26 protein-coding genes are annotated in these 17,532 nt (G+C 59.5%); 10 read left to right on the plus strand and 16 right to left on the minus strand.

Annotated elements, in window-relative coordinates:
* A partial coding sequence (locus BGO64_RS05290; RefSeq protein ID WP_286700289.1) for a phage portal protein occupies nucleotides 1–952 on the plus strand: 952 nt, incomplete at its 5' end.
* A gap of 1,113 nt (nucleotides 953–2,065) precedes the next feature.
* Here BGO64_RS05290 and BGO64_RS05295 read toward each other — a convergent pair.
* The 16 genes from BGO64_RS05295 to BGO64_RS05370 form a co-directional block, all read right to left on the minus strand.
* Nucleotides 2,066–2,257 carry a DUF3283 family protein gene (locus BGO64_RS05295; protein WP_048209119.1) on the minus strand — a complete coding sequence of 64 codons (192 nt, stop codon included), beginning with the start codon at nucleotides 2,255–2,257 and terminating at the stop codon, nucleotides 2,066–2,068.
* Nucleotides 2,258–2,724: 467 nt separating this feature from the next.
* Entirely contained in the window at nucleotides 2,725–3,075 is a 351-nt protein-coding gene (locus BGO64_RS05300; protein WP_286700290.1) for a hypothetical protein, read from the minus strand.
* Entirely contained in the window at nucleotides 3,072–3,263 is a 192-nt protein-coding gene (locus BGO64_RS05305) for a hypothetical protein (RefSeq protein ID WP_167824654.1), read from the minus strand. Before BGO64_RS05305 ends, BGO64_RS05300 begins: the two co-directional genes overlap by 4 nt.
* Nucleotides 3,260–3,832, minus strand: coding sequence for an SAM-dependent methyltransferase (locus BGO64_RS05310; protein ID WP_286700291.1), 573 nt, complete (start codon nucleotides 3,830–3,832; stop codon nucleotides 3,260–3,262). Before BGO64_RS05310 ends, BGO64_RS05305 begins: the two co-directional genes overlap by 4 nt.
* A 10-nt stretch (nucleotides 3,833–3,842) precedes the next feature.
* A complete protein-coding gene (locus tag BGO64_RS05315; RefSeq protein WP_286700292.1) occupies nucleotides 3,843–6,230 on the minus strand; it encodes a replication endonuclease in 2,388 nt (795 codons plus the stop codon).
* Nucleotides 6,227–6,667 (minus strand): hypothetical protein, encoded by a 441-nt coding sequence (locus BGO64_RS05320; protein ID WP_286700293.1) that lies wholly within the window; start codon nucleotides 6,665–6,667, stop codon nucleotides 6,227–6,229. Before BGO64_RS05320 ends, BGO64_RS05315 begins: the two co-directional genes overlap by 4 nt.
* Nucleotides 6,667–6,873: a hypothetical protein gene (locus tag BGO64_RS05325; RefSeq protein WP_139736260.1), complete on the minus strand. Its 207-nt coding sequence runs from the start codon at nucleotides 6,871–6,873 to the stop codon at nucleotides 6,667–6,669. Before BGO64_RS05325 ends, BGO64_RS05320 begins: the two co-directional genes overlap by 1 nt.
* Nucleotides 6,870–7,187, minus strand: a complete 318-nt coding sequence (locus BGO64_RS05330) for a hypothetical protein (RefSeq protein ID WP_286700294.1) — start codon at nucleotides 7,185–7,187, stop codon at nucleotides 6,870–6,872. The genes BGO64_RS05325 and BGO64_RS05330 overlap by 4 nt, the downstream gene beginning before the upstream one ends.
* Nucleotides 7,184–7,486: a hypothetical protein gene (locus BGO64_RS05335; protein ID WP_286700295.1), complete on the minus strand. Its 303-nt coding sequence runs from the start codon at nucleotides 7,484–7,486 to the stop codon at nucleotides 7,184–7,186. Before BGO64_RS05335 ends, BGO64_RS05330 begins: the two co-directional genes overlap by 4 nt.
* A 141-nt stretch (nucleotides 7,487–7,627) precedes the next feature.
* On the minus strand, nucleotides 7,628–7,780 hold the full coding sequence (locus tag BGO64_RS05340) for a DUF3927 family protein (RefSeq protein WP_286700296.1): 153 nt from the start codon (nucleotides 7,778–7,780) through the stop codon (nucleotides 7,628–7,630).
* Nucleotides 7,773–8,207, minus strand: coding sequence for a tellurite resistance TerB family protein (locus BGO64_RS05345; protein WP_286700297.1), 435 nt, complete (start codon nucleotides 8,205–8,207; stop codon nucleotides 7,773–7,775). Before BGO64_RS05345 ends, BGO64_RS05340 begins: the two co-directional genes overlap by 8 nt.
* A 36-nt stretch (nucleotides 8,208–8,243) precedes the next feature.
* The gene (locus tag BGO64_RS05350) at nucleotides 8,244–8,687 is read right to left on the minus strand and encodes a hypothetical protein (protein ID WP_286700298.1); all 444 of its coding nucleotides are present in this window, start codon (nucleotides 8,685–8,687) and stop codon (nucleotides 8,244–8,246) included.
* A gap of 15 nt (nucleotides 8,688–8,702) precedes the next feature.
* Nucleotides 8,703–8,921: a hypothetical protein gene (locus tag BGO64_RS05355; protein ID WP_104452392.1), complete on the minus strand. Its 219-nt coding sequence runs from the start codon at nucleotides 8,919–8,921 to the stop codon at nucleotides 8,703–8,705.
* Nucleotides 8,918–9,175, minus strand: a complete 258-nt coding sequence (locus BGO64_RS05360; protein WP_104455398.1) for an Ogr/Delta-like zinc finger protein — start codon at nucleotides 9,173–9,175, stop codon at nucleotides 8,918–8,920. Before BGO64_RS05360 ends, BGO64_RS05355 begins: the two co-directional genes overlap by 4 nt.
* Before the next feature lie 11 nt (nucleotides 9,176–9,186).
* A complete protein-coding gene (locus tag BGO64_RS05365; RefSeq protein ID WP_286700299.1) occupies nucleotides 9,187–9,702 on the minus strand; it encodes a phage regulatory CII family protein in 516 nt (171 codons plus the stop codon).
* Nucleotides 9,703–9,735: 33 nt separating this feature from the next.
* Entirely contained in the window at nucleotides 9,736–10,044 is a 309-nt protein-coding gene (locus BGO64_RS05370; RefSeq protein WP_158656249.1) for a hypothetical protein, read from the minus strand.
* A 487-nt stretch (nucleotides 10,045–10,531) separates the two neighbouring features.
* On the opposite strand from BGO64_RS05370, the gene BGO64_RS05375 reads away from it, so the two are divergent.
* From BGO64_RS05375 to proB, 9 genes are all read left to right on the plus strand, one after another.
* The gene (locus BGO64_RS05375) at nucleotides 10,532–11,056 is read left to right on the plus strand and encodes a S24 family peptidase (RefSeq protein ID WP_286700300.1); all 525 of its coding nucleotides are present in this window, start codon (nucleotides 10,532–10,534) and stop codon (nucleotides 11,054–11,056) included.
* 18 nt (nucleotides 11,057–11,074) lie between these two features.
* Entirely contained in the window at nucleotides 11,075–11,686 is a 612-nt protein-coding gene (locus tag BGO64_RS05380; protein ID WP_239053060.1) for a BRCT domain-containing protein, read from the plus strand.
* Nucleotides 11,687–11,849: 163 nt separating this feature from the next.
* Nucleotides 11,850–12,314, plus strand: a complete 465-nt coding sequence (locus BGO64_RS05385) for a hypothetical protein (protein ID WP_239053061.1) — start codon at nucleotides 11,850–11,852, stop codon at nucleotides 12,312–12,314.
* Entirely contained in the window at nucleotides 12,311–12,706 is a 396-nt protein-coding gene (locus BGO64_RS05390) for a hypothetical protein (RefSeq protein WP_239053062.1), read from the plus strand. The genes BGO64_RS05385 and BGO64_RS05390 overlap by 4 nt, the downstream gene beginning before the upstream one ends.
* A 23-nt stretch (nucleotides 12,707–12,729) precedes the next feature.
* On the plus strand, nucleotides 12,730–13,776 hold the full coding sequence (locus tag BGO64_RS05395; RefSeq protein WP_223920110.1) for a phage integrase: 1,047 nt from the start codon (nucleotides 12,730–12,732) through the stop codon (nucleotides 13,774–13,776).
* A 109-nt stretch (nucleotides 13,777–13,885) separates the two neighbouring features.
* The gene (gpt, locus tag BGO64_RS05400) at nucleotides 13,886–14,353 is read left to right on the plus strand and encodes a xanthine phosphoribosyltransferase (protein WP_039040347.1); all 468 of its coding nucleotides are present in this window, start codon (nucleotides 13,886–13,888) and stop codon (nucleotides 14,351–14,353) included.
* A gap of 174 nt (nucleotides 14,354–14,527) precedes the next feature.
* Nucleotides 14,528–15,796 carry an esterase FrsA gene (gene frsA, locus BGO64_RS05405; protein ID WP_010675462.1) on the plus strand — a complete coding sequence of 423 codons (1,269 nt, stop codon included), beginning with the start codon at nucleotides 14,528–14,530 and terminating at the stop codon, nucleotides 15,794–15,796.
* A 62-nt stretch (nucleotides 15,797–15,858) separates the two neighbouring features.
* Nucleotides 15,859–16,251, plus strand: coding sequence for a sigma factor-binding protein Crl (crl, locus tag BGO64_RS05410; protein ID WP_039040346.1), 393 nt, complete (start codon nucleotides 15,859–15,861; stop codon nucleotides 16,249–16,251).
* Between the two features lie 145 nt (nucleotides 16,252–16,396).
* Nucleotides 16,397–17,500 (plus strand): glutamate 5-kinase, encoded by a 1,104-nt coding sequence (proB, locus tag BGO64_RS05415; RefSeq protein WP_048207022.1) that lies wholly within the window; start codon nucleotides 16,397–16,399, stop codon nucleotides 17,498–17,500.
* Nucleotides 17,501–17,532 lie beyond the last annotated feature (32 nt).

Raw genomic sequence — 17,532 nt, forward strand, 5'->3', positions numbered from 1 at the left:
ACGGGAGGTGTTCGACTACCTGGAGGCCATGCACAACGGCCGCTGGTACGAGCCGCCCCTTTCCCTCAATGGCTTGTCGCGGGTCTATCGGGCCGGGGTGCATCACGCCTCGGCCATCCAGGTGAAGCGCAACATCCTGCGCTCCTGCTTCATCCCGCATCCGAAACTGAGCCTGGCCGCCTTCACCGGGTTGGCGCTGGACTATCTGATCTTCGGCAACGGCTATCTGCAGGCGGTGCAGAACCGACTCGGCGGGGTGCTGCGCTATGACCACCTGCGGGCCAAGTACACCCGGCGCGCCCTGGACTTGGACACCTATTGGTGGATTGCCCAGCCCGGCCAGGAGCAGGCGCTGCCGGCCGGGCGGGTTGGCCATGTGATGGAGAGCGACATCAACCAGGAGATCTACGGCATCCCCGACTATGTCGGCGGGCTAAACTCTACCCTGCTCAACGAGTCGGCCACCCTGTTTCGCCGCAAGTATTACGAGAATGGATCCCACGCTGGGTTCATCATGCACATCACCGACGCGGTGCAGAACGAGGGCGACATTGCGGCCCTGCGTGAGGCGCTGCGCCAGAGCAAGGGGCCCGGCAACTTCCGCAACCTCTTGCTCTACACCCCGAACGGCAGCAAGGACGGGGTGAGGCTGATCCCGGTTGCCGAGGTGGCGGCCAAGGATGATTTTCTCTCCATCAAGAACGTCAGCCGCGACGACCAGTTGGCCACCCACCGGGTACCGCCCCAGCTGATGGGAGTGATGCCGAACAGCACGGGCGGGTTCGGCGATGTGACCAAGGCCGCCCAGGTGTTCGACATCAACGAGATCGACAGCATCAAGGCCAGCCTGCTGGCGCTCAATGACTGGGCAGGGGAGGAGGTGATCCGGTTCAACCCTTACAAGCTGGCCGCCGGCATCGAGCAGGCCAGCCAAGGCGACATGCTGCGCTGACCCGGCCTGTGCATCCCGACCACCCCGCCACCTGGCGGGGTTTTCTTTTGCCCCTCACGTGGCCGCATCAGCGGCCCGCTGCTGCATCACCGATGCGGGCTACCCTTGCACCCTAGCAGATCCTTTCACGCGCATCCTGAGCGGCTGGCGCAGCCTGCCGCCCCCCTGCCAGCACCGCTGGCGCGCAATCGGGACCCCGCCTCGCCTGCCCGCTTTATGCGTGGAAAATCATGCAGGTGAACGACGGGGGCAGGGGAACGGTTCCCCGCGCCAGCACTGGCCGCGCGGGTGATAACGGATCCTTTTCGCGATCCTTCACTTTCCATCAGATCCTTTCATCTTTGACCTGACTTTTTTGAGCATGCGTCGGCAGGCTCGCCTGATCTGGTTTTCTGCTATGCCCAGGTCTTCCTGCGAGTCAGTCTCTGTCAATCTGCGGGCGAGATAGTCTAGCTCAACAATCTCTCTCTCCATGGTTTCTAACGTTCCGCGCATGTGGCCTCCCAAGACCGTTAATTATCATTCCAAAAGCACCCTATCACCGACATGAGTTTTTAGGCAGGGCCGCGAAATCCTTTATTTTCAACAGGCAAAAAACAGGCCTCCGCAGGTGGCGGATTTTTGCATTCCTCTTGAACTGTTGGCGCATCTTAGGCGGCTTGAAATATCTAGGTCAACCACCCGTGAAAAATATTTTATTAACAAATGCTTTTGTTTGCTGACGGCATAACTGCCATAGGCAAACCGCAGTCTCCTAGTCGTGAACATCCTAACAAGTCAGTGAAACCGCGCTTCTCGTGTACGTCAGTCCCAGATGAGAGGTGGGGGTGGTGGCTTGGATTTTAACAACCCATCCAATGGCGTGGTGGGCAATGCTTAAATGGGGGTATGTAAGCAATTCACCATCACCTAAATGGTGTTGTTTTAATTTTTAAAGGACATGCTTTTATATTAAAAATATATCTCTTGTATATACATCATATATACATTGCATATGTTTTTACCGGTTATGTACCTATTGTGTACCTCCTGTGTACATAATAGGTACACAACATCGAATATATTAAAAAGCCCCCTGCATGAGGGGGCTTTTAAACTGATTGGCAGATGGTGTTATGGTCTGGTCCGGTACTTTGCCAAGGCCTTGGTGAAGACCTCAAGCTGATGGCCGGTGAAGGCTGAACTGTCCAGCTCTGCCGTGGCCAGCTTGCCGTTGCGTTCCTTCCACACCGCATAGGCTGCCGCTTTATCGACCTCGATCAGGGCCTTTTCCTCCCGGGGGAGGTCACATAGGTTAAAACTCACTTGGCACCTCTCTTCGTTGGACAGTTATGGTAATCGTTGAAACGTGTCCGGTCACGATTTTGGTTTTAAGAGGTGCCCACCAAGGATTTTAAGACCGGTCACATTGGTGCCTTTCTTAAAACCCGTTGGCTACAGTGCAAGGGTTTTATCTCCCGCTGTCTTCCAGCATGCGCTTTCCCCTTTAAACGCCCCATTGCACCCGACAGGTAAAGGGTGGTTGCAATGCTTACATACCTGCATTTTCAGATTGTCCGCCTGCGACACCCACCGTTCCCAGTCCCGCCGGATCAGGGTACTGATGTACTCGTCGGCAGAATAAGGCTGACCGCTGCCAGCCCGAACAATGCGTAGGTGGTTGAGTTGCTGGCGCTCCCGTTCTGACATCCTAACCTCAACGCGAGTGATGCCTAGGGCTGACTGTCTCGCACGCTGGGCCTGCTTTCTCTCCCTCGCCTCCTTTGGTTTGCTCATACAGCCCTCCTTCTGGCAAACGCCCCCTGTCGCGTCCTGGTGGCCTTCCATACCTGCTGGGGAGCTGGGCCGACAGGCAGCACCCGCTTTGCCTTCTTTGGTGGGGTGATAGTGTCCAGCTCGCCCTGGTAGAAGGGGAACCAGGCATCCTCGAACCGGATGACCCGCTCCATGCGGTCGAGCAACAGATCGCAGAGATGGCGGTCAGTGGCCGGCATGCTGTCGAGCGTGCTGGTGATAGCGGCACGACCCGCCGATCCCGGCGGGTGTTGCTGGAGGATGGGCCAGAGCCGCTGACAGAGCGGCAGCAGGCGCTCGACGTCGGCGCGTTTGATGATGTCAGTCATGAGCTTGGCCCCTCGTACTTGTTCCGCATCCGGTTGGCTATCTGCTCCAGGTCTTCGGCCATGTACCACATGCTGTTGTTGTCCTTGCGAGATACGACCTTGCAGCGATGAACGTTCCTGCCGATCAGGATTTTGGCGGCCAGCAGTACCAGCCATGCTTCGAGATGGCGGCGAATCCAGTTTTTCATGCCTGGCCCCCAATCGCTTCTTGCAACCCTGGTTTCATGAACACCAGCCAATGGGTCATGCCGGAGCGCCCAGATACCTGACCGAATAGTGGCTTGTGCGGAGTCAAAGCCAGCACCTCGCTGACTTTTACTTGTGTTTCGTTCCACTTGAACACCAGGACTCCTTCTGGCTCCAGAACCCGGAAGCACTCGGCAAAGCCAGCGCACAGGTCTGAGCGCCAATCGTCAGACAGCTTGCCGTACTTGGCAGCCAGCCAGCTTTTGGGGCCAGCACGTTCAAGGTGCGGCGGGTCGAAGGCAACCAGCTTGAATGCACCATCAGCAAACGGCATGTTGCGAAAATCCATCAGGCAATCCGGTTCGATGCGCAAGGTGCGGGTGCCGTCCTCCCGGTGCGTCCTGTCCGTGACAGTCAAAGTCTCGCGCCGCTTGTCGGCAAAGATGGCGAGCGGATTCTGTTTGTCGAACCACATCATCCGACTGCCACAGCAGGCATCCAGTACCGGCTTACCTACCGTCTCCACCGCGGTGGCCACCGCCTGTTCTTGCAACTTCAAAGCTCCATTCATCGCAATTTCCTCATTCCACGCCTAGGCGCACCCGCGCCTTGGCAATCTCCGCCTGATGGCGGTCGTTGTCGGCTTGCATGCTCGCGACGCGGGCCTGCTCCTGTTCGGTGGGCTGGTAACTGGCCCGGTCCTCTTCGTCATCCAGCAGGCGAGTGAAGATGGTGATCGCCTCTTCGGCCTGCGCCAGCGGCAGGGCGGCCAGCCATTCGGTGATGTTGCCGCCGGAGTGCATCAGCTCGCGGGCCTGCTGTTTCAGCATGTCGCTGCTGGCGGCCCGGTTGCTGGCCTGCTCTGCCTCGATCTCGGCGGTCAGCTGGTCGGCCACGGCATCGCCAGCACCCGGCCAGTTGCGGGTCACAATCAGTCGATCGCCGACCAGTCGCACATATTGGCCGTCGGCGTGGATGATGCTGCCGTGCAGCAGCAGGGCGGCGTTGCTTTCATCAAGACCCATTCGGCTCAGCTCTTTAGCCAGAGCGGATCCTTTCACCCCCGATTTGGATCCTTGCGTACAGTTATTGACAGAACTCCGAGGGGGGCGGCTGCCGCCGCCTGAGGGCAACTCGCTGCGCTCGCCCACTGCAAGCTCGCGCTGCTCGCCCAAACCCGACCCGTTGACCCCCTTGCGCACTATCTGCCAGCCCTCGGTGCGGGTGATGGCGGTGGTCTGGCCGATGTCGGTGATCACCCCCATCAGGCGCAGCACATCCTCGCCATACTTGTTGGCGGCTTCATCGAGGCGCTTGGAGAGGCGGATCAGGTGCTCCTTGCGTGGCAGGTCGATGCCGCCCATGGCGTCGATAAAGTCGCCCCAGCGGTTGTTGTCGGCGGCGGTGCGAGCGGCTTCCAGGATGCAATCCCACTCGATCACCTCGTCACCCAGTCGGCGCAGCTCGCGCCACACGCTCACAGCCGGGCCGCCTATCTGCTGAAACTGGCGGATACGCCAGCAGCTCGCCCAGGCCGCGACCGCGATGGTGGTGTGGTCGACCGGTGCCTCTGCCTCGTAGTCCATCCCGACCTTGTGGCCGTCGATGTTCTTGGCGATGTATTTGGCGATATACCCGGTGGCGCTGCCCTTGGTCGGGTCGATCACCTTCCAGTTCACCCTGGGGTTAAGCGCTTTTATGGTGTCCTTGTCGGCGATGTCGAGCAGGTCAAAAACATCCTCGCCTTTGTTGCGTTTGGCTGTTCTTGCCAGTTCATCCAACTTTTCTCCGTTGGGTAATTTCAACTCTGCTCGGTCAACGGCCGTAAAGTGGTATGCCAGTTGGGTAAGCAGAATCCGCTCATGTGCAGGATTGATAAATAAGAGGCAGTGCCAGTGCGGGGTACCGTCGTGGTGCGGCTCCACTACCCGAAATCCGAAAGGGCGAATACCCTCTCTGGCCAGTGCGGCGCGAACTCGCGCCCACTGCTTGCACAACAGGCGGTTGGTCTCGGTCGGGCAGGCGCCGTTGAACTTCTCGTTCTGGTAGGTCTTCGCCTTGTCTTTGCTGCCCTGGCGCCAGGCGTGATAGCTGGAGGGGGCGGTCAGTGTGAGGAACAGGCCCAGTTTGCCCTGCTCCTGTGCCATGTCTTCAAAGCCCCGCATGCGCACCATCAGCTCATGACGGCGAATCTCGGGGTTGGCGACCGAGCCCATCACCGCATCGACCAGGTCAATCTCTTGCCCCAGCTCTTCGTTGACGGCGCTCATGCCAGCCATCCAGGCTTGCTGGGCTGCTTTACGCTGGGTGAACTCACGCACGGCGTGTGCGCTGGCGTAGGGACTGACCCCTTTGCGCACCTGCCCGGTGAGGATGGCGATCAGCTCGCAGTAGATGGCCCAGGCTCGGTTAATCTTGCGCAGCCACCACGACTCGTCGAGCAGGCGCACCAGCAGGCTGGCGGCGGCTCCCTCGAACTTGTCCACCTCGTCAACCAGATCATCCCGCTCTTCCTGGCTTAGGGGGCGGCCCAGCAGGCGTTCTACCTTGGTGCGTGGGTGAACCGGCAGGGTGGGGCAGAAGTGCCACGCCTTGGCCTGGGCCCCGATATCGGCCAGCAGCTCCGTGGCGGTGCGCTCATGGCCCGCCGCCGCCAGCAGTTGCTGGCAGCGACGGGCCCACTCGGCGGCAACCAGCTCGCGGCGCACATCGTTGCGAAGATCAATCACCGGTACCGGGAACCGGCTCTGTGCGGCGGCGCAGGCATCGACCATGCGGCGCAGCCAGATGTTGGCGGTCTTGGGGTTGGCCGGGTAGCGGCGCAGGAAGGTCGCGGCCAGCGGCTTGGCAACGTGCCACTCAATGCGGGCGAGTTGTTCGGCCGCCCCGGCCATGTTGATGGCGTGGTGCCCGACCAGGTAGTGCTGGGGCAGCTGTATCCCGTGCAGGTTGGTGATGGCGGCCATCATTTACACACCCCGCACTTTTCGGTCACATACTCGTTGGGTTGCAGGTACCGGCCGCAGGTGGAGCAGGTCGGTACCATGTCCAGGGTGGCGAGCCGATCAGACCAGCAGGTGGACTCGCAGAAAAACAGGCTGGTGAGCCGGTTGCCGCCCAGGATGACCGGGCGCACATGGCCGAACTCGCCGCAGCAACTGCAGCGCATCGAGGGGCGGGCGTTGGCCGGGACGGTCTTCACCACGGTTTCACTGGCGGCGCGGGCCAGCGGCCAGCAGGTTTCGACGCAGTAGGGGTAAGAGCGGCGACCGTGTCGGCCCGCAACCGGCAGGCACACCGCCATCTGGCGGCACTTGGTGCAGGGCTCCAGCGTCACGATATGGCTGTTTGCAGGGCGCACGACGCCCAAAGCCGGGGCAAGCCCGGCTGGTTTTTGGTGAGTCATTAGATGGCGCCTCCGTTGTATGACTGGCGCAGACGGGCGGCAGATTGGTGCTCGCAGCGGCGGGCCGCGCGCACCATGACCAGCAGGGTTTTGATATATCGGTGGGGGCGGCAGGGGCGGCGACGGGCATCCAGTAACTCGAGTTGGTATTCCCGGCGGCGCGCCGCGTCGCTCAACATGGCATCAAGCCAGAAGTCGTGGATCATTTGATGGTCTCCCCCAATCCGTGGAGTGGTTCGCACTCGGCCCACCACTCGGCGATCTCTTTGGCCAGCGCGACTTCACCGCCACCCAGCGCCAGCCAATACACGGCGCGGATGGCGCCCAGGGCCAGCAGCTCCTGGGCGATGTTGCGGTTTCGGCGGGCATCACTGCCCGAGGTGTTGAACTCCTCCTGCGCTGCTTCCCAGTGCTTGGTCAGTTGGCTGACCGGTGCCGGCGGTTGCATATGGGCGGGTCCAGATTCGGCGCCACCCAGCTCGTCGATTGGCGGCTCCAGTTCGAACATGTCGTCAGTCACAGGGCACCCCCTTGCATCTCATGAGCAAAGGGCGGCTGGAATATCACGGTGACGTCATGGACTGGGGCCGCCATGTCCACGCCGATGATGTGCGGACGACAGCCACCCTGCAGGATCTCGAGGCGCTTGGTCAGCTCGGCGTAGATGTCGAGCAGGGCCAACTCGTCGGCCAGTTCGGCCAGCGCCTCAAGGCTGGCCTCGATGGCGAGGCTGTGACATGCCCCGAGCTGGGGGCGATGGGTATTAATGAGGCTGTTCGCGACTTTGCGGATCGCCTTTTCTGCTGTAAGATTGTTCATGAGTTAACCCTCAGTTTTGTTTGTGAAACCCCGCGGTGTTCCACCACCTTTGCGGGGTTTTTTATTGCCTGCTTTTGGCATCCCTTAACCGCCACTCGTAGCGGCTAAGGGATGGGGCCGATTCCCCTCGGCCCGTTGTCATCACTTCTTTGGTTTCAGCAGAGGCCAGGCGATGGCGATTGCTGCCCCTACCAGCAGCCCATCCGCTGTCATCGACAGAATGCGGGAGCTGAAATCGACCCCCACCGACAGCAGCAGGAAGGCTCCGACCAGCAACCAGCGAGGGTTAGGCATAGTCGGCAATCCGCAGGCCCAGACGGTCGGCGACGGTGGACAGCTCCTTCTGTTCCGCTTCTTCAATCTCGCCATCGGCTTCGGCGATGGTCAGCATGGTGACCAGCACGTCTTCGGCTTCCTGGCGGTTGCCCTTCACCTCTTCGATTTCCCGCAGGATCTCGACACGGGCCACGCGGTATCCGGCTTTGAGGCGCTCGGTGAAGCGGTTGACGGTGTCGGTCAGCTCATGGCCGAACCCTTCCAGCGCCTTGTTAGTGCGCAGCAGTGACTCGATGGTCTTGAGCTCGGCGTCTTCACATTGGCCATCAGCGAAGGCAACCAGCAGGCAACCGCCTACGGTGGCTTCCATCAGGTCGCGGTTTTCGAACTTTTTGATCTCGGCCTTAGCGGCGGATGCTTTCTTGCCAAACAGTTTTCCAAACATGGTCATTCCTCAGTTTTGATAGCCCGTAGGCCTTGGTTATTGGCCGCTTCCGGCCACCTTCTGCAAAACCGCTCTGCGGCTTTCCAATATGCCGGCCTGCTCGTTGAGCTCGGCCCGGCGCTTGTTCTCGTGTTCTGCCTGTTCCCGCTCGCTGCGGGTCGGCCCCTCAATACGGCGTGTTGTGCGGTGCCACTCGCGGCGGTGCAGCACGCCGCCATCAAACTCATGCAGGGTTGCCATCAGCTCACCCAGGGCGAGGCGGATCGCCTCTTGTTGGTCAAAGTCGAACTGGTCCAGCTCGCGCCCGGCTTGGGTGGTCGACACCCCGGCGGCGTAACAGATGACGGCGCGGGCCCGGGTCGGCAGGCGTGACCAGCGGCTGGCCGCCCCATTGCGGCCGAACTGGGCGCGCATCTCTGCCAGCGCCACCTCTGCGGCGCTGGGCTGTTGAACGAGCTCGAAAATCTTTGCGGTGTTCATGGGGCGGCCCTCCGGTTATGCCTGCAGCAGCTTGGTCAGCCAGTGCGGGCGAGGTTGATGGCACGGCTGGAAGCGCAGCGAGCCACGGCGGCCCTGGCTGTCTTCCAGATAACTGCCGTCGAAACGGGTGGTGTTGCGCATCACCGGCTCGTCGCCGCTGGTGACGACGGTGGCGCGGTTGAACAGCAAAAACGGCAGCGGGATCAGCCCCGGCTGCTCGGCGCGCAGTTTCATGCTGACTCCTTGAGCGGGACGCTCTTCGACATGGTTTTGTGGTTTTTGCCCACGCCCTTGCAGGACGGCAGCACGATGGCCGGATTGGGCATGGCGGATGGACTGATGGTGCCGACGATTTCAAACGCCGCCTTGAAGGTGTGGCCGCAGTCGACATTGCTACAGGCGTAATAGGCGTGGCCTGTCAGCGGGCTCATTTTGGTGGAGTTGCGGGTATTCGCGTGGTAACCGCAGTGGGGGCAAATCAATCTCATGGTCTGGTCTCCTATGCGCCGATGGCGGCGCGGGCCATATCAGCAGCGCACGCGAGGCTGGGGATGGCGTGAAAGCGGTCCTCGACCTCGGTAGCCAGCAGCACAAGGTGCTCGATGCCTGCCCAGATGCCGGTGACGACGGTGTTTCGGTGTGATTTGGTGACGCGTTCACCGGCGAGGAGGGTGGTAGCCTGGGCCGTGACGCCCAGGATCTGGGCCCCCGCATTGAGCGCCTGCTGGGCGCGGGCCTCTGGGGCAACCTGGGCAGCATCCGGCAGACGAACGGCGGTCAGGCCGCAGTCAAACAGCAGGCCATCAAACAGGGTGTCGTCGCCGGTGGCGTGGTAGAGGGCGATGAGATCGTGCGCAGTCAGGTTGTGCCGCTCACACGCCGGGTTGAATTTGTTGTGCAGCACGTGGTGTGACATGCCGATGGTTTCAGCCAATTGGCTGATGTTGTGTGCCTGCTTGAACAGGTCGCAGGCCCCTGCAAAGTGGCTGTGTGAACGAGTGTGCTGGTTTGACACTTTATCCCCCTGTGCTCAATCGCTACCGTTAGGTCAAGCAGCAGCGCGCTGGCGCGACTTGCTGGTCGAATCCTTGGCCACACGACGACGGGAGTTCTCATGAACGAACTTGAAGTAGTGTTCCGGCTCCTTGGTCATCTCGCGCCAGCGGTGCAGGTTGACCCACGGCTTGTCGCCAGCACGCAGTTTGGGAACGATGGGCAGGCGCCCGTCGCTGATCATGTCCTGGGCGGTGCGCAGTGGCAGGTCGAACTTGAGTTCGTCCCGCAGCATGGTGAGGAAGGCGTCCAGCGGAATGGCCGGCAGCATGGTGAGCGCAAGGCTCTGTTTGATGGTTTCCAACTGGCGCAGCACTTCTGCCAGTTGGTCAACTGGAGGTTGAACAGCGTCACCTATCGGTGCGGCATGCGCCCCTAAAGGCTGTTTTTCGGTGTCACGTTGCGTCATACTGCGCCCCTATCCCTATTTTATTTGCCTTTCAATGCGTTGAACCCCCTAGTTTGCGACCTGTGGGTTACAACGAGACTTGTAGGGTGAGAGTATACGGTCGCGCGGCATCGCGCAACCGAAAGATCTCAAAACAACCTGAGGCTTTCAATTTATGGAGATTGTTAACGGCACCACATTCGACATGAAGGGTTTCGCAAAGCGAATGGAAGCTCTGATAGGCAGAGAGAGCTATAAGTCGTTTTCGAGACGGGTAGGTGTGAGCGATGCAGTACTGCGCAAGTACGTGACTGGCGAAACAATGCCCTCTGTGGGACAAGTCTCCCAGATCTGTGGTCATGAGCCTCGGTTGTTCTTATGGCTATGTCTTGGCTTAGGAGATATGCCTGAAGAGGTTGCCGTTCTTCCTGAGGTGCCACGCAATGCCCTGGTGGGTCATAGTAAAGAGCCAGTAGCGCTCGAAGAGTCCGGAGCTTCCTACCACCAGATGCAGGATTACACCCTGGTCGACTGCTACCAGGTGTTTGCGTCGGCCGGGTTCGGCGCCACCGTCTCCGACGAGCTGAAAACCGAGCCCATGGCGTTTCGCACCGACTGGCTCAAGAAAGAGGGGTTGGCACCGGAGCGGCTGGCGGTTATCCGCGCCAAGGGCGACAGCATGGAGCCCACCATCAGCAATAACGACATTATCTTGGTGAACCTGTGCAACGGCGATGCCCTGCGCGATGGCCTCTATGTGCTGCGCATTGGCGACAGCCTGCTGGTGAAGCGGCTGCAATTCGACGTGCTCGGCGGGATCAAGGTCATCTCTGACAATCCTGGCTATGAAACCCAGGTGGTGACCAAGGACCAGCGGGCCGATGTGCATATCGTCGGTCGCGTGGCGTGGGCAGGGAAGAAATTCTGATATAGCAGGAGGCTAACCGTGTTTGATCTGCATGCTTCTGAGTCAATCCGGTATCAGGGCACAGAAGTGCCAGTGTTCAATATTCTCTATTTGAACAATAAAGGCGTGCTCTCTGCCAAGAGGGTCGCCGTTTACCACACCAACCCAGAGCGCAACCTGGTCTATGGCCACCAAGTGACGGTGGCGGCCGATGCCGAGCCATCTACCAGCGAATACCCGACCTTCGTGTCTCTTCGCGCTGACCGGGTGATCGATGTGTTCGATACGCCCGAAGAGGCGTTGACAGCCTTCGAGCAAGCAGAGGCCCGTTATGCTGACCGGATCCAGCAAATCAAGTCAGCACCTGACTATCATGGCCCGAAACTCCCACAAGACTACTCATTCAAAGTCTGTTTCACCGGGTTCAGCAAAGCCGATAAAGCAGGGTTAACTGAGCTGGCAGAGTCTGCTGGCATGAAGGTGGTGACGGGGGTATCTGCCTCGCTCGACTTCCTCTGCTGCGGTGACAACGCCGGATGGTCGAAGATGAAAAAGGCCAACGAGCTCGGGGTGCCATTGGTACGCGATGAGCAAATCAGGCTGCTGGTTGAGACTGGCGAGCTGCCAGAGACATATAGTGAGGCGCATTGACCGCCCTGGACCGAATGAAGTTGTACTTTGATACAATGAAAAAGGTTGTTAGTGTATCAAGTACTCAAGTTGTAGTGGTTCGAATGGGGCTTCCTCGTCGTTTTTCTGAACGCAAGGTATCTAGCATTTTTGCAACATTCTCTGTTTTTAAGGGTAATGCTCAATGGCCATAGCCAGTAGTTCTTCACCGCATATCTATGAGGGCCCTCTGGTCAAATCGAAGGATGTACGTCGTTATTTCGCTGCAAAGAATATTGTTGTGAAATGCCCATTTTGTGGACACGAAGGCTTGAGGATGCCTACGACACGTTTGGAGGCAACAGAAATTGATGATGAACAGGCCAAATTACATGACGGCCCATTAGTTAAAGTCCCTGCTCCTGAAAGCCTTTCAAATGATAGTGTGGCCGATTCAGAAAAAACTGTTAACTGGCAAAAGGTTGAACCAGGTGAGACCTATGTTCACATAATTGAGACAAGAACAGGTATGGGTTATATGCTTTACACCATCCCTATGGTTTGCCCTAAGTGCTCATGTGTGCATCAGTTTATGGTTGACGAGATCATTGATTGGGTAGCGAAATCAGATATGAATGACTCCTCTTTTCTTGAGGTAAGTGAGCAATGAGTACTGGAGCACCCCCTCTCAAAAGGGTTTTCTTTGAGGATGCAAATGATGTTGTATTCAAAAGCGGTGGTGACGATAACGGAGGGGGGGGGATGGAGTCTCGCGTAGCAAAGCTTGAGTCTGATGTTGAGTTTATCAAGCGTGATATTACTGAATTAAAAGGCTCTATCAGGTCCATTGAAACCACAGTTCAAGACATACGGGTTCTGTTGGAAGGAATGAAAACCAACCAGCAAACTGCCTTGGATAAGTTATCGAAGCTGGATGAGAAGTTTGCCACCAAGGTCGACTTGGAGTCTCGATTTAACAAAATGTATCTCTGGCTATTTGGTACGGTATTTACAGGGTGTGGTCTTTTGTTTGCTCTCTTACGTCTAGTACCTGCCTCTTAGTTTTGTCTATCCCTACCCACTAAATGACCGTCCGCAAACTCGACGACGGCAAGCCTCGCCTCTGGCTTGCCGAAGTCTATCCCCAAGGCCGTGAGGGCCCCCGCAAGCGCAAGCGCTTCGCCACCAAGGGCGAGGCGCTGGCCTGGGAAAAGTGGTTGCTGGAAGAGAGCAACAGCAACCCCTGGCTCACCGCCAACAAGGTGACCGAAGACAAGCGGCGCTTGTCCGACGTCATCGACCTCTGGTTCCGTTTGCATGGGCAGACTCTGGTCTCTGGCGAACAGGTCAAGCGCAAACTCGACTTGATGGCCGAGGCGATGGGCAACCCCTATGCGGTCGATCTCAACAAGGGGCATTTCGCCACGTACCGGGAAGGGCGGCTCACTGGAGCCATCATCTTCCCTGGCCGCTGCCGTGACCGGGCCGCCGGTCCCAAAACGGTGAACGACGAACAGCGCTTGCTGAATGCGGTGTTTGGGGAGCTGATCCGATTGGGGGAGTGGGTGAACCCCCACCCATTGACTGGCCTGCGCCAGGTCAAAACCCATGAATCGGAGATGACCTACCTCACGGCAGCGCAGATCGACATGCTGCTGGCCAGTTGCGCGACCTCCCGAGTGCCGGCGTTGACCACGGTGGTCAAACTCTGTCTGGCCACCGGGGCGCGTTGGTCTGAGGTGCAGGGGCTGACCAGCGCCCAGGTGAGCAAGTATCGGCTGACGTTCACCCAGACCAAGAGCAAGCGCAATCGCTCGGTCCCCATCTCGCCGGAGCTCTATGAACTGATCCCCAAACGCGGCATCCATGAAGGCAGGTTGTTCCCTCCCTGCTATGACGCATTTGAGTATGCCGCGCAAAAATCCGGGGTGAGCCTGCCAGAGGGACAACTTTCTCATGTGCTCAGACATACGTTTGCCAGCCATTTTATGATGAATGGTGGTAATATCCTTGTCCTACAGCGAATCCTCGGTCACAGCACCATCACCATGACCATGAGGTACGCCCATTTTGCCCCCGAACATTTGGATGACGCGGTCAGATTAAACCCTCTGATCAGCCCTCACTCATAGGTGAAAAATGGCGGCAAAGTGGCGGCAGAGCTCCGCATGGAATGCGTGATACCGCGTGATGTTGCGCGCTAACCCTTTGTTTTAACTGTAAGTCGTTGAGCCAATTACTATGCCTAAGAAATTCTATGTATCGTGGGATAACCTGCAACGCGAAGCGCGCCGTCTGGCCCGTCGTCAACTGCCTGTCAGCCAGTGGAAAGGGATCATCGCCGTCAGTCGCGGTGGTCTGGTGCCTGCGGCCCTGATGGCCCGCGAACTTGGCATTCGCAATGTCGAAACCCTCTGCATCTCCAGCTATGACCACGACAACCAGCGCGAGCTGGTGGTGGTGAAGGCTGCCACCACCGCAGGTGACGGCGAAGGCTGGCTGGTGGTGGACGATCTGGTGGACACCGGCGGCACCGCCAAGGCGATCCGCGAGCTCTACCCCAGAGCCAAGTTCATCACCATCTTCGCCAAGCCCATGGGCGAACCCCTGGTGGATGACTTCGAAGTCGCCATTCCGCAGGATACCTGGATTGAACAGCCCTGGGACATGGCGCTGGAGTTCGCCAAGCCGATCTGCGACGAAGCGTAATCGCCGCACCGGTCGCGACCAGTGACTCCCCGGCATTCGGGAGCGGACTGATCCGTCGTGATGCAAGGTTGACCACATTGAGCCCCTTTTGGGGCTCAATGCGTTTCTGGTGTGGCTGCTCGATGTGAAAAGTGGTTAAGATGGGACATTGTTTGAGACAGAAGAGCCACCATTTTGGAACCAAACGACGATACCAATCTGACGGAAAAGCTGTTTACCCGGGTCAAAAAGGTATTGGAAACTTCCGAAGTCTCCAACTCTAGCCCCGTCGACGAGCAAGACAGCGCACTGTCTGACAGCTTCATCGATGGCGCCCTGTCGCCCCGCTGGTATCGCCTGCTGCGCAGACCGACCTGGGCCTGGCAGGGGGCCGATCCCGTCGAGGTGGAGCAGACCCTGGCGCACATCGCCATGGGGCAGGGGGAGCGCAGTCACGAACGCTATCTGGACACCATCAAGGGCTATGTGCCCGGCAACTGGGTCTATGAGTGGAGTCAGCTCGCCGGCCGTTATTTCAATACGGGGCGGACGCTGCTGGGGGAAGGGGATCGCGCCGCGGCGCTGAAGAGCCTGCTCAAGGCAGTGCGCTACTACTCCATCGCAAGCTACCCCCACCTCAAGCACGACGAGCTGGCGGATCAGGCCCAGTTGCTCGGCAACATGGCCTATCGCGAGGCCGGACGCCTGTTCAAGGTGCCCCTCAAGGAGCTGCAGGTCCCGTTTCGGGGCAAGACCATCCAGGGCTACCTGCATCTGCCCACCACCGAGAAACCTGTGCCCCTGGTCATCGTCAGCGGTGGCATCGATTCGCTTCAGGTGGACTTCCTCAACTTCTATTTCAAGTGTCTCGAGCCCCATGGCATCGGGATGCTCTCCCTGGACATGCCGGGCACCGGCTATGCCGAGCACTGGCCCCTGGTGCAGGACACCAGCCGCCTGCACCAGGCGGTGCTCAACTACCTCTCGGAGGTGGCCTGGGTCGATCACCAGCGCATCGCCATGGTGGGGTTCCGCCTCGCCGGCAATGTGGCGGCCCGCCTCGCCTTCGTCGAGCCGTTCAAGCTTAGGACCGTGGTCTGCATCGGTGCCGGCATCAACCAGGTGTTCACCAATCAGGAGATGTTCGCCCGCTGCCCGCGCATGATGCGCGACGGGCTGGCGAACCGGCTGGGGGCGGACGCGGCCCAGTGGGATCTGCTGCGCACCAAGTGTCAGGTCTTCTCCCTCAAGACCCAGGGATTGCTGGGGAGTCGCACTTCCGTGCCGATATTGAGTATCGGGCACAAGAAAGATTTTATTTGTCCCGAGCAGGATGTCCGGGCATTGGCCGCTGCGAGTCGCAACGGCAAGGCGGTGGTGTTTGACAAGCAACCACTGCTCGAGGTCTATGACGAGGCACTGAAAGAGACGGTAGATTGGCTCAAAAAGCACTTATGTACATGATATAAAACTAAAAATGTAACATCACCATGTGATGGTATGGCTTGTTCAACAGGGAGGTTAGCATGTCAGAAAGAGTGACTTACAAGCGATTGCTGCGGCAGTTCGCGGCCATTGGCCCCTATTTGCGTGAAGACCTGTGCGAGGAGGGCCGCTACCGCTTTGACTGCCTGTCCGTCTGCGTCAGCGCCAAGCCTGCCCCGGACAAGCGGGAGTTCTGGGGCTGGTGGCTGGTGCTGGAGCAGGCGGATCACAGCTTCAGCTACCACTATCAGACGGGGTTCTACAACGCGGACGGGGAGTGGATCGACAAGGCGCTGCCCAAGAAGCATCAGGCGGAAGTGGAACGCACCCTGCAACATTTCTACAAGCTCATCAGCGGCAAGTTGACCCAGCTGGAGTGCACCCTCTCCCCTGCGAAGCAGGTGACCGCCGAACTGAGCGTGACGGCAGCCTGATCCCCAAGCCCCGCATCTTCCCGGTGCGGGGTACCCCGATGCTTTGTCACCGAGCCCGCAACTGCCTGGCGAGGCTTAATTGCCTTGCAGGGCAGGGGGGCCGTGGGTATAAAGGGATTCCTTACTTTTCTAACCCTTCGTTCCCATGGAAAACAGAACCATAGTCGTCAAACTGGGCACCAGCGTGCTCACCGGGGGATCTGCCCGCCTCAACCGTGCCCACATGGTCGAGCTGGTCAGACAATGTGCCGCCTTGCATCGACACGGGCACCGTGTCGTGCTGGTCACGTCGGGGGCCATCGCCGCCGGTCGTGAGCATCTGGGCCACCCTCCGCTGGCGCCTACCCTGCCGAACAAACAGATGCTGGCGGCGGTGGGTCAGACCCAGCTCATCCGGGTATGGCAGGACCTGTTCAACCTCTACGGGCTGCACATCGGCCAGATGCTGCTGACCCGCGCCGACCTGGAAGACAGGGAGCGCTACCTCAATGCCCGCGACACCCTGCGCACTCTGCTCGATCACCGCATCATCCCCGTCATCAACGAGAACGACGCCGTGGCCACCGCCGAGATCAAGGTGGGGGACAACGACAACCTCTCCGCCCGTGCGGCCATCCTGGCGGATGCGGACTTGCTGGTCCTGCTCACGGATCAGAAGGGGCTCTTCACCGCCGACCCGCGCACCAACCCGGATGCCCAGCTCATCGAAGAGGTGCAGACCATAGACGACACCCTGCGCTCCCTTGCCGGTGACAGCGTGAGCGGCCTTGGCACCGGTGGCATGGCCACCAAGCTGCAGGCGGCCGACGTGGCGCGCCGCGCCGGGGTGGACGTGGTGATCGCCACCGGCCAGATCCCGGAAGTGATCGGCCGACTCGCCGCCGGGGAGCGGGTGGGGACCCTGTTCCCGGCCCTGGCATCCCCCCTGGAAGGGCGCAAGAGCTGGATCCTGGCAGGGCCCCCCCCTCACGGCGAAGTGCAGGTGGATCAGGGGGCCGTGGCCGCCATGCAGGAGAAGGGCTCCAGCCTGCTGCCCAAGGGCATCGTCGCGGTGAAGGGAGATTTCGTGCGTGGCGACGTGGTGCGTATCCTGGATCCCAAGGGGAGCGAGCTGGCTCGCGGCATCTGCCGTTACGACCATCTGGAGCTGGATCGGCTGCGCGGTGTCCACTCGGATCAGATTGAACAGGTATTGGGTTACGGCTATGGGGCCGTGGCCATCCACCGTGATGACATGGTGCTGCTCTGAACAGGGCGGCACCGCATGAACAAAAGGGAACT

Origin of the sequence: Aeromonas sp. 62-46 (assembly GCF_001898585.1) — a bacterium.
Taxonomy (GTDB): Bacteria; Pseudomonadota; Gammaproteobacteria; order Enterobacterales; family Aeromonadaceae; genus Aeromonas; species Aeromonas caviae.

Excerpts from the sequence above, each read along its gene's own strand:
- BGO64_RS05300 (WP_286700290.1), bottom strand. The coding sequence starts at position 3,075 with ATGACTGACATCATCAAACGCGCCGACGTCGAGCGCCTGCTGCCGCTC.
- BGO64_RS05305 (WP_167824654.1), bottom strand. The coding sequence starts at position 3,263 with ATGAAAAACTGGATTCGCCGCCATCTCGAAGCATGGCTGGTACTGCTG.
- BGO64_RS05310 (WP_286700291.1), bottom strand. The coding sequence starts at position 3,832 with ATGAATGGAGCTTTGAAGTTGCAAGAACAGGCGGTGGCCACCGCGGTG.
- BGO64_RS05315 (WP_286700292.1), bottom strand. The coding sequence starts at position 6,230 with ATGATGGCCGCCATCACCAACCTGCACGGGATACAGCTGCCCCAGCAC.
- BGO64_RS05320 (WP_286700293.1), bottom strand. The coding sequence starts at position 6,667 with ATGACTCACCAAAAACCAGCCGGGCTTGCCCCGGCTTTGGGCGTCGTG.
- BGO64_RS05325 (WP_139736260.1), bottom strand. The coding sequence starts at position 6,873 with ATGATCCACGACTTCTGGCTTGATGCCATGTTGAGCGACGCGGCGCGC.
- BGO64_RS05335 (WP_286700295.1), bottom strand. The coding sequence starts at position 7,486 with ATGAACAATCTTACAGCAGAAAAGGCGATCCGCAAAGTCGCGAACAGC.
- BGO64_RS05340 (WP_286700296.1), bottom strand. The coding sequence starts at position 7,780 with ATGCCTAACCCTCGCTGGTTGCTGGTCGGAGCCTTCCTGCTGCTGTCG.
- BGO64_RS05345 (WP_286700297.1), bottom strand. The coding sequence starts at position 8,207 with ATGTTTGGAAAACTGTTTGGCAAGAAAGCATCCGCCGCTAAGGCCGAG.
- BGO64_RS05350 (WP_286700298.1), bottom strand. The coding sequence starts at position 8,687 with ATGAACACCGCAAAGATTTTCGAGCTCGTTCAACAGCCCAGCGCCGCA.
- BGO64_RS05355 (WP_104452392.1), bottom strand. The coding sequence starts at position 8,921 with ATGAAACTGCGCGCCGAGCAGCCGGGGCTGATCCCGCTGCCGTTTTTG.
- BGO64_RS05360 (WP_104455398.1), bottom strand. The coding sequence starts at position 9,175 with ATGAGATTGATTTGCCCCCACTGCGGTTACCACGCGAATACCCGCAAC.
- BGO64_RS05375 (WP_286700300.1), top strand. The coding sequence starts at position 10,532 with ATGCCTGAAGAGGTTGCCGTTCTTCCTGAGGTGCCACGCAATGCCCTG.
- BGO64_RS05385 (WP_239053061.1), top strand. The coding sequence starts at position 11,850 with ATGGCCATAGCCAGTAGTTCTTCACCGCATATCTATGAGGGCCCTCTG.
- BGO64_RS05390 (WP_239053062.1), top strand. The coding sequence starts at position 12,311 with ATGAGTACTGGAGCACCCCCTCTCAAAAGGGTTTTCTTTGAGGATGCA.
- BGO64_RS05395 (WP_223920110.1), top strand. The coding sequence starts at position 12,730 with ATGACCGTCCGCAAACTCGACGACGGCAAGCCTCGCCTCTGGCTTGCC.
- gpt (WP_039040347.1), top strand. The coding sequence starts at position 13,886 with ATGCCTAAGAAATTCTATGTATCGTGGGATAACCTGCAACGCGAAGCG.
- crl (WP_039040346.1), top strand. The coding sequence starts at position 15,859 with ATGTCAGAAAGAGTGACTTACAAGCGATTGCTGCGGCAGTTCGCGGCC.
- proB (WP_048207022.1), top strand. The coding sequence starts at position 16,397 with ATGGAAAACAGAACCATAGTCGTCAAACTGGGCACCAGCGTGCTCACC.